Genomic DNA, 16,664 nt, shown 5'->3' with positions numbered 1-16,664 from the left:
GACGCCCTCTGTGACTTCTCTCGAGGGGCAGCGGCGTGTTCCCGTTTCCGGTTGACCCCTGGTTAATGCTTGTGTAAACCTCGGTAAGACAGACCGGCAGTTGGGTTTCACCACACTAATGCAGACGGCGTATCGGGCAACGTCCAGTTTGCGAAGACTCAGCGTCTCATTCCGGTACCGAGCTCCGACTGAGAGAGCGAATTGTGGATTCGGTTGAATCACTGGAAGTGCGTTCGAACGAGAGCGACCGTGCATCCACCGCTGACGCCGCACCCTTCCCGCTCACCGCGGCACAGAAGGGCTTGTGGTTCGCGCAGCACCTGATGCCCGAAGTTCCGATCACGATTGCGAACTATCTCGACATTCGCGGAACCGTCGACATCGAGTTGATGCTGTACGCAGTTCGACGCACCGTACGCGAGCTCGGGGCAGGATCGCTTCGCCTGGTCGAAATCGACGGGGAGCCACACCAATACGTCGACGCCGCACAGGGCGAGGACACGGTCAGGATCGACTTCAGCCACGCCGCCGATCCGGAACGATCCGCACTGGACTGGATGCAGGCTGCGTATTGCGAACCGATCGATCTCGCCGGCGGCGAACTCACCCGCCTCGCGATCATCCGGATCTCCCCGGACCGCATCTTCTGGTATTCCCACAGCCACCACCTCGCACTCGACGGCTACGGGGCAGTTCGGGTGATCAACCGTGCTGCCGAGATCTACTCCGCCGTCGTCGCCGGCCAGGATCCTTCGCCGTCCAAAGCAGGGGCCCTCGTGGACATCTACGGAGCGGAAGCGGCCTACCGGGCTTCACCGCGGTTCGACAAAGATCGGCAGTACTGGATGGACAAGACGCGCGATATGCCGGCGCCGGCCGGCCCAGCGGGGATGGCCGCTCCACCGTCGTCACGATCGCTGATCTGCGGGGAACCGCTGCCGGAGATGCTCGAGGTGGCGCTGGCACGTACCACGGACCGGCTCGATTCTGCTTTCGCGCCGATAGCCGTCGCCGCTGTCGCGGCATTCCTGTCCGCGATCACTGGGGCAGAAAACATCGTGTTGAGCCTGCCCGTTGCGGGCCGCACCACTGCGTTGCTCCGCCGCTCGGGCGGAATGGTCTCCAACGTGCTGCCGATCCGTGTACGCATCGGCTCGGACACCACCGTTGCCGGCCTGGTCGCGGCCGTTGAACTCGAGCTGACGGGCGCATTGCGTCACCAGCGATACCGCGCCGAGGACATCCGCCGCGACGCCGATATGCCGCGCGAGCAACGTGGATTCTTCGGACCTGCGATCAACATCATGGCGTACGACGACCAAGTGCAACTGGGTCCTGTGACCGGGTTGTTCAACGTGCTGTCCACCGGACCGGTCGAGGATCTGTCGGTCAACCTCTACCCGGCCGTCGCGGGCGGAAGATCTCGAATCGACTTCGAGGCAAACCCGAATCTCTACAGCGAAGAGGCTTTTCACGACCTTCACCGACGATTCCTCGGGCTGCTCGCGCAGTTCCTGGGCAGCGAGCCGTCGGCGCCGGTTATCGGGTTCGACATCCTCGACGTCGAAGACGTACGAGCACTCGTGCCTGCGCGCGGACCCGCCGCCGCAGAGCCTGCCTCGATGCCGAACATCCTCGCCGCGGGTGCGGCCCGCAATCGCGACGGTATTGCGCTGATAGCCGGGGACGCCACGCTCACCTACCGCGAACTGGACCTCTCCAGCAACGCTCTCGCGCGCGCTCTCATCGCTCGGGGCGCCGGGCCTGACACCGTCGTCGCGGTGTCGTTCCCACGGTCGATCGACTCGGTTCTCGCGTTCTGGGCGGTCGCCAAGTCGGGTGCATCGTTCGTACCGATCGATCCGGCGTATCCGCGAGAACGCATCGCGCACATGGTCGGTGAGTCCGGGGTGCTGGTCGGTCTCAGCACCAGCTCGCTGGCCGTGTCACTCCCCGACAGCGTGCACTGGTTGGCCCTCGACGAGACGGCGCTGACCGAAGAACTCGCCGAACGCAGCTCGGCTCCGATCACCGATGCCGATCGCCGGTGCACTCTCGATCTCGACCACGCCGCCTACACGATCTACACCTCGGGTTCGACGGGGACACCGAAGGGCGTCCTGGTCACCCACCGCGGGCTGAGTGCATTCACCACCGCGGAGCGCCCCCAGCTCGGGCTGACTCCCGACTCCAGAGTTCTGCGCTTCTCCTCCTCCAGCTTCGACGCGTCGATCTTCGAAATGATCGCTGCATTCAGCGCTGGAGCCACCATGGTCATCGCGCCACCCGAGGTGTACGGCGGGCGTGAGCTGACGCAACTGATGATCGAGCACGCCGTCACCCATGTCATCACCGCTCCCGCTCTCCTGTCGACCGTTGCCGTCGAAGAGGTCGCCTCGCTCGAGTCCGTCGTCGTCGGTGGCGACGTCTGCCCACCGGACCTCGTCGAGCGCCTGGCCGGTGTTGCCGATCTTCGAAACAGCTACGGCCCCACCGAGTCCACCATCGTCATCACGATGACGGAGCCTCAGCACCATCCACACTCGATCACCATCGGCCGTCCGCTCCAAGGCGCATCGGCGGTCGTACTCGACCGCTGGTTACGACCAGTTCCGTCCGGAGTGACGGGTGAGTTGTATGTCGGCGGACCTGGCCTGGCACGTGGTTACCACCGACGCTTCGATCTGACGGCGGCGCGATTCGTTGCTGATCCGTTCGGGTCCGGAACCCGGCTGTACCGGACCGGTGACCTAGTAAGGTGGCGTGGCGCCGAAATCGCTCGGGCCGAACTCGAGTTCGTGGGCCGCAGCGACTTCCAGGTTCAATTGCACGGGCTACGTATCGAGTTGGGCGAAGTGGACGCAGTGCTGGCGTGGCATGCCTCGACCGACTTCGTCGTCTCGACAATCTTCCGTCACGGCGGTCGGTCCCAACTCGTCTCCTATGTCAAGATCAAGCCGGATCACACTTTCGATCGCGAGTCCCTACTTGCTTTGGCTTCGGATTTCCTTCCGACACAGATGGTTCCGGTACATCTGATCGAGCTCGACGCGGTGCCACTGACTGCCACGGGCAAGGTGGACCGCTTGGCACTGCCCGATCCCATCGACACCGGGACCACTACTGCCTTCCGCGCGGCAACCGGCCTCGTCGAACTGGCCATCGCCGACTCGATGGCTGCAGTCCTCGGTCTCGACTCCGTCGGCGTCGACGATTCGTTCTTCGCCCTCGGCGGCGACAGCATCGTCGCCATCCAACTCGTTGCTCGGGCAAAGGAATCCGGCGTCGTATTCACCCCGCGCGATGTATTCGAGCGGCGTACCGTCGCCGCCCTCGCCGAGGTTGCGGCGAATACGGCCGATCGAGTCGAGTTGGCGGAGCTCGACGGCGGTGGCGTCGGCTCGATGCCGATTCTTCCGATCGCGCGTAGCGTGTGCGCCCGCGCCGCCGAACCGGTGGACCTCGACAGCTTCTACCAAGCACTCGTCCTGACCTCGCCCCCCGACCTCGACCCGCCACGGCTCCGCCGTACCGTCGCTGCCGTCCTCGATCATCACGACATGCTGCGGGCACGCTGGGTGGGGGAGAACCTGGTCGTCGGCGACCCAGGAACCGTTTCCCCGGATTCGGTTATCTCGCACGAAACAGTCGGTGCCGAAACCGAATTCGCGTCGGCGATAGAGGACACCGCCCGACGCGCGGGCCGGCGACTCCGTCCACGAGACGGCATCATGCTCCAACTGGTCTCTGTCGTGGGCGACGGCTGGGCGCGGCTCGTCATCGTCGCCCACCACCTGGTGATCGACGGCGTATCCTGGCGCATTCTCGTGCCGGACCTGGCGTCGGCCTGGTCACAGAGCAGCGATGCGATCACCCTCGCGCCGACGGGGACCTCGATGCGGCGGTGGGCGCACTCTCTAGCCGAACTCGACTTCACGGAAGAACGCAAAGAATGGATGTCGATCCTCGACGGTGACGACACACCGATCGGCTCCCGACCACTCGATTCGAAGCGCGACACCGGCGCAAGCACGCATACCGTCCAACTCGACGTCGACGCCGACGTCACCGCCGCCGTTTTGGGTCCGCTCACCACCGCGTACCGGATGGGCCCCCAGGATGCGCTCCTGACGGCATTGGCGCTGGCACTTCACCGTTGGCGCGGCACGTCACAGTTGGTCTCGATCGAGAGTCACGGCCGCGACGAAGAACTACTTCCCGGTGCCGATCTGACACGGACAGTGGGGTGGTTCACCACCGTGCACCCCGTCCGGCTCTCGGTACCCGACGCTTCCGATCCTGCCGCGACGGTGAAGGCGGTCAAGGAACAGCTTCGTTCGACACCCGCCCGCGGGACCGGATACGGCTCGCTGCGCGCATCCGGGGCTCTGGACGGACTTCCCACCCCACAGATCAGCTTCAACTACCTCGGACGGGTAGCGGACACTCCCGACGCCCTGATCGGCGTCGGATGGATTCCGGACATGACGGCCGAGGTGCATGGCGGAAGCGGCGAGGATCTTGCAACCGAAGTGGTGCTCGACATCAACGTCGTGCTTGCAGGGAAACGGCTTTCGACTCGAATCGGCTACCCGGATGGGGTGCTGACCGACGCTGAGGTCCGCGAGTTCGCATCGCTGTGGGCCGTTGCGATCGGTGAACTCTCCGCGCACGCCAACGACCCTTCGGCCGGCGGGCTCACTCCTGCCGACGTGCCACTGATCCAGGTCGATCAGTATCGAATCGATCTGTGGGAAGACAGCTTCGGGCGGATCGATGACGTGTGGCCACTCGCACCGTTGCAACGCGGGCTGATGTTCCATGCCGATCTGACACGTGACGGCGTGGACGTCTACGCCGCCCAGATCGTGTTCGAGCTCGACGGCGATATCGACGGCCCGCGGTTGCGTCGCGCCGCGCAGCGCCTACTCGAACGCCACGACAACCTTCGCGCTGCGTTCGTTCACGACGCACGCGGCCTTCCGGTGCAAGTTATCCTCGCTGACGTCGACGTGCCGTGGCGTGAGGACACCGTCACCGATCCGGATCGGATCATCGCCGAGGAACGACTGCGAAGATTCGACATGGCAGCGGCCCCACTGGTCCGATTCGCGTTGCTGCACAGCGCCGGCCGAACACAACTGGTCGTCACCAACCACCACATCCTGTTCGACGGCTGGTCGATGCCGATCTTCATCAAGGATCTGCTGGTGCTGTACGGCACCGACGCCCCCATCCCGACCCCTGCCAGGGCGTACCGCGATTATCTCGAATGGCTCTCCCGACGCGACCACGATGCGGCCCGCGAGCGTTGGGTCACCGCGCTGGACGGGCTCGACGAACCGACTCTTCTCGCGCCCACCACCAGCCCCGTGGACGGCACTTCGGTGTTGCCGCGCGAGGTCCCCGTTCGCGTCCACCGCGACGCCATCTCTGCGCTGGCGAAGGATGCATCGGTGACGGTCAATACCGTCGTCCAGGTCGCATGGTCGATCGTGTTGTCTTCCATGCTCACTCGCAGCGATGTCGTGTTCGGCGCGACGGTCTCGGGCAGGCCTGCCGAGGTGCCCGGAGCGACGGACACTCTCGGACTGTTCATCAACACCCTGCCCGTGCGGGTCCGATCGAACGCTACCGATTCGGTTCTTACGGTGATGGCTCGGCTGCAGAGCGAGCAGGTCGAGCTGCTCGACATTCATCACGTCGGACTTGCCGATATTCAGGCTGCGGCAGGCCCTGGAGCGATGTTCGATACGTTGACGGTCTTCGAGTCCTATCCGATCGACCGCAGTGCGTTGCGGTCCGATACCGATATCGGCGGGATGCGAGTGCTCGACGTCGCCGTCGCCGATGCAACACACTATCCGTTGACGCTCGTGACCGTGTTGGAACCGGACCTGACCATGATGTTGAGGTTCTCACCCGAGGCGTTCTCGCTCGGGCAGGCTACGACGATGACCGAGCGTCTGCAGCGTGTACTGACGGCGATGACCGATCGTCCCGATGGCGCTCTCCTCGATATCGACGTGTTGGGGGAGCTGGAACGCGAAACGCTGACCCTGGGCTGGAATACCACCGGCCGCGCGATCGAACCAACGACGCTGACAAACCTTTTGAGCAGGGCATCGCGCACGTACGAGTCCGAGACGTGCGTGGTGTTCGAAGAGTATTCTTTGACCTACGGCAGTTTCGCCGCAAGGGTTCACTGCCTGACGCGTTTCTTGTTCTCCCGCGGTGTCGGTCCGGAGTCGGTCGTCGCCGTCGCACTACCGCGATCCATCGATCAACTCGTCGCCATCCATGCCGTGGTGCACGCAGGTGCTGCGTACTTGCCTCTGGACCCGACTCTTCCCTTCACACGCATCGCCTACATGGTCGAAACCTGCTCTCCTACTATGGTATTGGGTTCCCACATCGATACCACTGCACCGGTCATCGACCCCCGTACTCTCGACCTGTCACGGTTCGGTACCGAGCCCATCACACCGCGGGAGCGAAAGTCTGCTCCCCGCGGGGAGAACACGGCGTACGTCATCTTCACCTCGGGATCCACCGGCATGCCGAAAGGCGTTGCGGTATCGCATGCCTCGATCGTCAACCGTCTGCTCTGGATGCAGGACACCTATCCGTTGGACGAGTCCGACGTCGTACTGCACAAGACGCCGACAACATTCGACGTCTCGGTGTGGGAACTGTTCTGGCCACATATCACCGGCGCCCGAACGGTCATCGCCGAACCCGAAGGACACCGCGATCCGAAGTATCTCTCGGGCCTCGTCCAGGAGCAGGGCATCACCACCGCCCACTTCGTCCCGTCGATGCTCGACCTGTTCCTCGAGTACGGTGACACCGCTGCGTGCACGTCGTTGCGGCATGTCTTCGCGAGCGGTGAAGCACTTCAGCGATCTACGGTTCGACGGTTCCATGCCGCGCTGGATACCTCGCTGCACAATCTCTACGGACCTACCGAGGCCGCGGTCGACGTCACGTACCACGAGACCGAGTCCGGTGCCGACTCGCTGGTTCCGATCGGCGTCCCGGTGTGGAACACCCAGCTGCGAGTTCTCGATCCGGTTCTACGTCTCGTACCCATCGGCGCAGTCGGCGAGTTGTACCTCGCCGGCGCACAACTCGCGCGCGGCTATCTCCGGCGGGCCGCGCTGACTTCGGAACGATTCGTGCCCGACCCGTTCGGTAGCGGCACCCGGCTCTACCGAACGGGCGATCTCGTTCGATGGACGCCCGATGGTGAACTGGAATATTTGGGCCGCAACGATTTTCAGGTCAAACTCCGCGGACAGCGTCTCGAACTCGGCGACATCGAGGCTTCCATCCTGCGCACACCCGGCGTCGGGTCCACCGTCGTCACCGTCCACCGATCGGGTGCGGCCCACGTGAGTCGTTCCGCAGGCGCCACTCCCACCCACGTGAGTCATTCCGCAGGCTCCACTCCCGCCGAGACACTCGTCGCTTATGTATCCGGAACGGCGTCGATCGAGGAGATCCGCAGCCGAGCCGAAGCCGAACTTCCGGCCTACATGGTTCCGACCGTCTACGTGCCGCTGACGCGCATGCCCCTCGGCCGCAACGGCAAACTCGATCGGTCCGCGTTGCCGGAGCCGGTCGGCGAGTCGGCCGAGGTGATCGCCCCGGCCGACGACACCGAAGTAGCCGTGGCCGCGATCTTCGCCGACGTACTCGGTCGATCCGACGTCGGAGTGACTATCGGCTGGTTCGAACTGGGCGGAAACTCGTTGACGGCCACCCAGGTCGTCGCGCGGGTCAATTCCGAGCTCGGCAGCAACATCGGTGTGCGAGCCCTCTTCGATAACCCCACCGTCCGGTCACTGTCGGCGCAACTCGCACACGGGCAGAGCGGTCCCGCCCTCGGCACCACAGTGCGCCCCGAGTCGATTCCGCTCGCACCCAACCAACACCGCATGTGGTTGCTCAACCGATTCGACCCGGCTTCGGGGGCGTACAACATCGCGGGCGCCATTCGCCTGACCGGAGACCTCGACACCGACGCGCTTCGGCAGGCAGTGGTCGACGTCGTCGAGCGGCACGAAGCGCTGCGGACCGTCTACCCCGATTCCCCGGACGGCCCACGCCAGGTCGTGCTGGAATCCGCCGCACTGGAGGTGCCGACGACCGACACCACCGAGCGCGATCTCGCCGGGGCCCTGGCGAGCATGGCGGGTCGCGGATTCGACGTCACCGCGCAACCACCGATCCGGGCAGCCGTGCTCCGGCTCGGCCCCAACGAACACGTACTGATGGTGATCACCCACCACATCGCCGCGGACGGCTGGTCGATGCGTCCACTGGCCCGCGATGTCATGGCGGCCTACACCGCTCGGGCTCACGGCACCGCGCCGACGTGGACACCGCTACCGATCCAGTACGCCGACTATGCATTGTGGAAGATCGAGGTACTGGGATCGGAGTCGGATCCGGACTCGGTGATCTCCCAGCAGCTCGCCTTCTGGAAGAACGAACTCCGCGGCATCCCCGAACGACTGCCGCTGCCGACGGACCGTCCACACCCCGCCGCCGCGTCGCACCGCGGTGCTACCGCCGAATTCACCGTCACCGACAACACCCGCCGAGCAGTCACCGCACTCGCGCAACGCACGGGGACGACGCCGTTCATGGTCCTGCATGCCGCGCTGGCCGTGCTGTTGGCGAGAGTCTCCGGAGAACGTGACATCACTCTCGGCACGCCCGTCGCAGGTCGCGGCGAAGAGGCGCTCGACGAGATGGTCGGCATGTTCGTGGGCACCCTCACCCTGCGGACGGAGATCGATCTCGCGGCGAGCTTCACCGAACTGCTGCACCGGGTCCGTGACCGCGATCTCGCTGCCTACAGCAATGCCGACGTCCCGTTCGATCGACTTGTCGAGGTCCTGGCGCCCACCCGGTCGACAGCACATCATCCTCTGTTCCAGGTCATGTTGTCCGTGGACGACGCGGCGCCCACGGTAGAATTGCCCGGGCTCGTCGTCGCTCCGGTCACCGGTGTCGCGGCTGTCGCGAAGTTCGATCTGCAACTCGAAGTCGACTCCGCCGATTTCCACGGAACATTCACCTACGCAACAGATCTGTTCGACGCCTCGACGGCCGTTTCGTTCGCCCGGCACTTCGTGAACATTCTTTCCACTGCGACCGCCGATCCCGACGCAGTGATCGGCGACATCGACCTTGCCGATCCCTCAGTGCTGCAGGGAAGCCCCGCACTGCGCCGACGTACTCTCCCGCAACTGCTGGCATCGGCTGTGGTCAACTCGACCGGCGCCGCGGCACTGGAGGACGGCGTTATCGTCTGGACCTACCCGGAACTCGACGACGCGTCCACCCGCATCGCTCGACAACTCATCGCCCGCGGTGCAGGGCCGGAATCTTCGGTAGCAATCATATTGGGACGCAGTGCAACTGCCGTTCTGATGCTGTGGGCGGTAGCCAAGACCGGCGCCGCGTTCGTCCCGATCGATCCGCGGTATCCGGCAAGCAGGATCGAACATATGCTGGCCGATTCCGGTGCACAACTAGGTATCGGTGAGGCCGGAGTCGGATCCGTGCACTGGGTGCGCCCGAGCGAGCTGGACCCGTCGGTCGGATCGGCGGCCCCGATCACCGACGCCGACCGGATTTTCACGCTGCGCCCGGAGCACTGCGCGTACATCATCTACACCTCCGGTTCGACGGGTACACCGAAGGGTGTGGCGGTCACACACAACGGCCTCGCGAACTTCAGCGCCGAATTGTGCGAGCGATTGCGGCTGGACAACAGCAGTCGCACATTCCATTTCGCGTCGGCCAGTTTCGATGCCTCGATACTGGAAATGCTGCTCCCTCTCGGCACCGGTTGCACGATGGTCATCGCCGAACCCGACATCTACGGCGGCGCCGAACTGACTCGGGCCCTGCGCGGAGTCACCCACGCCTTCGTGACTCCGGCCGCACTCGCCACGGTCGACCCCGACGCCTTACCCGAGCTGAGTACCGTCGTCGTCGGGGGAGAAGCCAGTGGGACCGAGCTGGTTCGGACCTGGGCAGGCCGGGTCGCGATGTTCAATGCGTACGGCCCCACCGAGGCGACCATCGCCGCGACCATCGACGGGCCACTGGACCCGGAACTACGGTTCGGAATCGGCGGGCCGATACGCGGAGTCAGCGCGTACGTTCTCGATTCTCGACTCCACCCGGTACCCAGCGGGGTGATCGGCGAGCTTTACATCGGCGGCGACTCCCTCGCCCGTGGCTACCACGGCAAGGTCGGTACGACAGCGGCCAGCTTCGTGGCCGATCCCTTCTCGCGACGCGGAACCCGCCTCTACCGCACCGGCGACCGAGTCCGCAGTCTCGGTGGTTCGCTCGAGTTCCTCGGCCGCGCCGACGCGCAGGTCAAGGTTCGCGGCTTCCGCATCGAACTGGGCGAGATCGACGCAGTGCTCACCCAGCATCCCGACGTCGACAACGCCGTCTCCGATATCGATTCCGATGCCGTCGTCAGCTATATCGTTCCGGCAGTCGGTCGTTCACCGATTCCGGCCGAACTCGTCGAACATGCCCGTCGCTCTCTGCCTTCGCACATGGTTCCTCGATCGGTGACGATCATCGCATCGGTCCCGGTAACAGCGGCGGGCAAGCTCGATCGGTCGGCGCTACCCGCACCGGTGAAGGTGGAGCGGGAATTCCTCGCACCGAGAACCGACAGCGAAATACTCGTCGCCGAGGTGTTCGCCACCGTCTTCGAACTGGACCGGGTGGGGGCCGACGAGGACTTCTTCGACCTCGGCGGTAATTCGCTGGTTGCCACGCGCGTGGTCGGGCGCATCAACGAACGTACCGGAACCTCACTGCCGGTACGGTCTCTGTTCGATTCCCCCACCGTCGCAGGCATAGCCGTCGCTCTCGATGCCGCTGAGCGTTCGCAGCTTCCCGCGCTGACGGCAGGCCCGCGACCGCAGCGCATTCCGCTGTCCGCGGCGCAGAGCAGGATGTGGTTGCTCAACCGAGCCGATCCCGACTCCGCCGCATACAACATCGCATTGGCCGTCAGGTTGACCGGCACGCTCGATGCGGCGGCGCTCGCGCTTGCCGTGCGGGATGTGCTCGACCGGCACGAATCCCTGCGCACGACGTACCCGGGCGGATACGAACCCGAGCAGGTGATCCTCAATGCCGACGAGGTCGGGTTGGACCTGACGCCCGTCGACGTCGACGAACATGCCGTGCTCGCCGAGACCGCTAAGGTTCTCGGGCGAGGCTTCGACGTCACGACTGGGGTTCCCTTGCGCGGATCGCTTCTACGCACACGGGCCGGCGAGTTCGTACTCCTGCTCGTGGTGCATCACATTGCGGCCGACGGGGTCTCGATGATTCCACTGACTCGCGACATCCTCACCGCCTACACGGCACGCCTGCACGGAGCACCTGCGCCCTGGAGTCCGCTGCCCGCACAGTACGCCGACTACGCCCTGTGGCAGCACAGCGTCCTGGGATCCACCGAGGATCCGGATTCGATGGCCACCCGCCAACTCGACTATTGGCGAACAACCTTGGACGGTCTGCCGGACCTGCTCGATCTCCCATCGGACCGTCGCCGACCCGCCGTCGCGTCGCAACGCGGCGACCAGGTCACCTTCGAGCTCGCCGATCGCACGTTCGCCGCCGCACGCTCCCTCGCCCACCGTCACGGCGCGTCGACCTTCATGGTCATGAACGCCGCATACGCGATACTGCTCGCACGGTTGTCGGGTACCAGCGACATCGCCGTCGGGACGACGGTGTCCGGCCGCGGGGCCGGTGTGCTCGACGACGTCGTCGGCATGTTCGTCGGAACTCTCGTGCTGCGCAACGAGGTACGGCCCTCGGCGAGCTTTACGGAGCTGCTCGCCGAGGTGCGAGAGCGCAATCTCGATGCCTTCGCCAACGCCGACATTCCGTTCGAGAAGGTCGTCGAAGCGTTGCGACCCACCAGGTCGACTTCGCACTCGCCGCTGTTCCAAGCACTTCTCGCGTACGAGCACGAGCGCCCGAGCAGTATCGATCTACCGGGTCTGACCGTCTCGGAGTTCCCCTACGAACCCGGGGTCACACGTTTCGATATTGCGCTGACGCTGACCGAAACCGACCACGGACTTCGTGGCGTTCTGCGCTACAGCACCGACCTGTTCGACGCCGACACCGTCGCCGGATTCGCCGGAAGATTCGAGATGATCCTCGACGCCGCTGTTGCCGACCCGTCGCGTCCCGTCGGCGACATCGACATCCTCGACGCCGCCGAACGCAGTGCGCTGGCACCGGTACACGGCGCCGATACACCGCCGTCGTGTACGTTCTCGGAGCTGATCGCTTCGGCGGTATCGCAGAATCCCGACGGCGTGGCCGTGCGCTGGCGCGGCCGTGATTACACCTATGCCGACGCCGATGCCGCATCGACACAGCTTGCCCGGGTGCTTCTCGGCTACGGGATCGGACCGGAAACAGTTGTCGCGCTGGGTCTTCCCCGTTCGGTGGAATCCGTCCTCGCAGTGTGGGCGGTCACCAAGACCGGTGCCGCGTACGTTCCCGTCGACCCCGCCTACCCGGCCGACCGCCTCGAGCACATGGTCACCGATTCCGGCGCCGTCATGGGAATCACCCTTGCCGAGCACGTGTCGGCGCTTCCGACCGGGATCACCTGGCTCGAACTCGACTCGGAAGAGCATGTCGCCGAACAGGAAAGCGCACCGAAGACTCCGATCGATTCCACCGAATCGAACGGCTATGGCGACCTCGACACGGCTGCGTACATGATCTATACCTCGGGCTCCACCGGGATACCCAAGGGAGTGGTGGTGAGCCATCGCGGTCTCGCCAACCTGGCGGCATCGCGGCGCCAACTCCACCGGGTGCAGGCCTCGTCGCGCTTCTTGCACAACACTTCACCGAGCTTCGACATGGCCGTCGGCGAAATGGTATCGGCGCTGTCCGCCGCAGCCACGCTGGTCATCTCACCGCCGGAGATCCTCGGCGGCGATGAACTGACGGACTTCCTGCGAGCGGAGCGCGTAACGCACGCCTTGATGACGCCCTCGGCATTGTCGACCCTCGATCCCGAGAACCTGACCGACCTCGAAGTCGTCTGTGTCGGCGGTGAAGCCTGCAGCCCGGAACTGGTAGCACGGTGGGCACCCGGGCGGCTCATGCTCAACGGTTACGGCCCCACAGAGGCTACGGACATCTCGACGCTCGGCCCAGTCGAGAACGGGTCACCGATCGATATCGGCACACCGATCACCGGGTTCGAAGCCGTCGTTCTCGACACCCGCCTGCACCCCGTACCGGTCGGCGTGCCCGGTGAGCTCTACGTCGCCGGACCCGCACTCGCCCGCGGTTATCACGGCCGGCCGGGTCTGAGCAGCGAACGATTTGTCGCACATCCATTCGGGCACGGCCGGATGTATCGAACCGGCGACATCGTTCGGTGGACGGCAACCGGCACACTCCGCTACAGCGGTCGGTTCGATCACCAGGTGAAAGTGCGCGGCTTCCGCGTCGAACTCGGTGAAATCGATGCAGCGCTGTCGACGCATCCCGGCGTCGACTTCGCCGTCACGCTCGGCCGTCCAGGTCCGTCGGGAGATACCGCGCTCGTCTCGTACGTTCTCGTCACCCAGGACGGGCTCGCCGGTCACGACGTCCTGCGCAGTCACGTACGGGCACTACTGCCCGGCTACATGATTCCCGCCGCCGTCATGGTTCTGACCACCATCCCGAGGACTCCCACCGGGAAACTCGATGTCGACGCGTTGCCGGAAGCGGACTTCTCCGGCCTCCGCAGCGCATACCGTCCCCCCGCAACCGCCACGGAAGCTACTGTCGTTCGATCGTTCTCGGAGGTTCTGAAAGTGGACGATGTATCGGTCACCGACAACTTCTTCGAACTGGGAGGGACCTCGCTGAGCGCGATGCGCATGCTCACCGCCCTACGCGAGTCGACGGGTACTACGCTCTCACTCCAGTCACTGTTGGCCGACCCGGTTCCCGAATCTCTTGCATCACTCCTCGATTCGGGCTCCGACGTCGGTAGCTCCTTCGACGTGGTGTTCCCGATTCGCAAAGGTGGGCCCAAGGCGGTGCTGTTCTGTATTCACCCGATCATCGGATTGTCCTGGTGTTACGCAGGTTTGGACAAGTACACGAACGGACCCATCTACGGCATTCAGACACCCGGGCTCACCGACCTTCCCGGTTCACTCGACGATCTGGCTCAGCGGTACATCGAGGAGATCGAACGGATCGCACCCGACGGCCCGTACCACCTGCTCGGCTGGTCGCTCGGCGGCACGATCGCGCACGCGATTGCCGTCGGGTTGCGGGCTGCCGGCAAGGAAGTGCATTCGCTCATCATGTTGGACGCTCATGCCGTTGCACCAGAGGATGTCTGGGACACCGACATGGCCGCATCGGATCTGATGCACGCAGTGGGAGTTGCCCTGCCCGGCATCGACGATCAGCGGATATCACTGGACTCGCTGCCGGATCTCGTCTCGGGCTCCGGTGTACTCAGCCGGGACGAAGTCGAACGACTCCTCGGGTCCGCACGCCACAACCACGACATCTCCACCCGACACCATCCCGGCGTGTACGACGGCGAAGTACTCTACGTCGCTGCCGGCCACGAAAAACGGCAAGGACTCGCAACATGGCACCCCTACATTCGAGGCGAAATCACCACAGTGTCCATACCGAACACCCACTGGCAGATGACATCGGAGACTGCACTGAAATCCATCGGATCGCTGATCGATCACTACATCCGACGCGAGGTGCAGCGATGAAGACTGTGCGAAGGCTGATCCTGGCGATCACGGCGGCACTTCTCCTCGCTCCGACGACCGTGGCGGTCGCCGAATCCGCCACTGCGGCAGCGGGAACGCTCGACCGGATCGAGCAGGTGGACGACACCCGCTGGAACGTGCACGTCTACTCGCCGTCCATGGACCGCGTCATCGAACTCCAAGTTCTCCGGCCCGCAGACACGTCGGTACCGCGTCCGACGCTCTACATGCTCAACGGCGCAGGCGGCGGCGAGGACGGCGCGAACTGGCTGAAGCAGACCGACATGGCCGCCTTCTTCGCCGACAAGAACGTCAACGTCGTCATTCCCGTCGGCGGGTACCTGAGCTACTACACCGACTGGGAACGCGACGACCCCGCACTCGGACGCAACAAGTGGCAGACCTTCCTCACCCAGGAATTACCGCCCGTCCTCGACGATGCACTGAACACCAACGGCGTCAACGCCATCGGCGGGTTGTCCATGTCCGCCGGTTCGGTCCTCGACCTGGCGATCCAGGCACCGGGCCTCTACCGCGGAGTGGCGTCGTACAGCGGTTGTGCGCAAACTTCGGACCCGTTGGGGCGCAACTTCATTCGCCTGGTGGTGGAAGCTCGCGGCAAGGGCGATGTCGAGAACATGTGGGGACCGGACAGTGATCCACGCTGGGTCGAGCACGACCCCTACGTCAACGCCGAGAAGCTACGTGGATTGGAACTGTTCGTCTCCAATTCCACCGGGCTGCCCGGACGGTACGACATGCCAGGAGTCGTCCGACCCGCCGGCGCGCCTCCGCTACCCGACCAGGTCGTCATCGGTGGTCTCATCGAAGCGGTGACCAACGGATGCTCCGAACGACTCGAGCAACGACTCGACGAACTGGGTATCCCCGCACACTTCGATCTCGGTTCCAACGGCACACATTCGTGGATGTACTGGCAGGACGCGTTGCGTGCATCGTGGCCGACGTTGGAGCGGGCGCTGACCGGCTAACGGAGGTAGGCGCTCGGCGGTACCCCGATCAGCTCGGTGAACTCACGAGTGAAATGCGCCTGGTCGAACCAGCCGTACCGAGCTGCCAGATCGGCCAACGAACCGGTGAACCCGCCGTCGAGGTCACTGACGGCGTCATGGATGCGGTACCGCCCGAGGACCCACTTCGGTGTCACCCCGACGTAGCGTTCGAACAATCGCTGCAGCCGCCGAGCGCCGATACCGCACCGCTGCTCGACGTCACCCACACGCACCAACGATCGGTCGTGGAGCATCACCGAAACGATGTCCAGAACCTCCAGGTAGTCGGAGTCGGCCGGCTGTTCGTAGGGCGCCAGGACCGTATCGACGGCGGTTCGGCAGTGGTCCGTTTCGTGGTGCGGCCCCAGCTCGGCGAGTGCGGTGACCGTCTCCTGCCGAAATGCGGTCGGTGAGGCGACCGGCACGTCGCGGAGCGATCGAGCGTGGGTGTCGGTCAGGCTCGCGTATCCACCGGGCCGAAATTTGATGCCGAAGACCCAGCCCCGTTCTGCGAGTGTGACATCGAAGCGCTTGGTGAGTACTCCGGTCACGACCACGGGATCGATGACACCGGCGCGTAAGTGACCGTGCTCGATACTCAACGTGCAAGCCGGGTGTGGCAGCGTCGAGGTGCTGTAGGTCCTGCCGGACGGCAACTCCCACCGCAGGAGCCAGTAGTTCTCTATCCACGGGTCCAGTGAGGGTGCGCAGGGCAAACGCGTGAGATCGACGTGCTGCGCCAACTCTTCGGGTCGCAGCACGCCCGCATGTGTTGCTGTCGCGTTTTTCCTATCCACCACACGCCGAGTCTAGGAGTCTGGAC

Annotated in this window: 3 protein-coding genes; 2 read left to right on the top strand and 1 reads right to left on the bottom strand. The window is 64.7% G+C overall.

Annotated elements, in window-relative coordinates:
• The first annotated feature begins 203 nt into the window (after window positions 1–203).
• On the top strand, window positions 204–14,828 hold the full coding sequence (locus E5720_RS10510; RefSeq protein WP_136170618.1) for a non-ribosomal peptide synthetase: 14,625 nt from the start codon (window positions 204–206) through the stop codon (window positions 14,826–14,828).
• Window positions 14,825–15,820 carry an alpha/beta hydrolase family protein gene (locus tag E5720_RS10505; protein WP_210729993.1) on the top strand — a complete coding sequence of 332 codons (996 nt, stop codon included), beginning with the start codon at window positions 14,825–14,827 and terminating at the stop codon, window positions 15,818–15,820. Before E5720_RS10510 ends, E5720_RS10505 begins: the two co-directional genes overlap by 4 nt.
• Here the strand turns inward: E5720_RS10505 and E5720_RS10500 are convergent.
• The gene (locus tag E5720_RS10500; RefSeq protein ID WP_247596260.1) at window positions 15,817–16,641 is read right to left on the bottom strand and encodes a helix-turn-helix transcriptional regulator; all 825 of its coding nucleotides are present in this window, start codon (window positions 16,639–16,641) and stop codon (window positions 15,817–15,819) included. The two genes, E5720_RS10505 and E5720_RS10500, sit on opposite strands and share 4 nt — an antisense overlap.
• Window positions 16,642–16,664: the final 23 nt, after the last annotated feature.

The organism is Rhodococcus sp. PAMC28707, from assembly GCF_004795915.1.
GTDB lineage: Bacteria > Actinomycetota > Actinomycetes > Mycobacteriales > Mycobacteriaceae > Rhodococcoides.
This window is presented reverse-complemented; position numbering and strand designations above follow the sequence as displayed.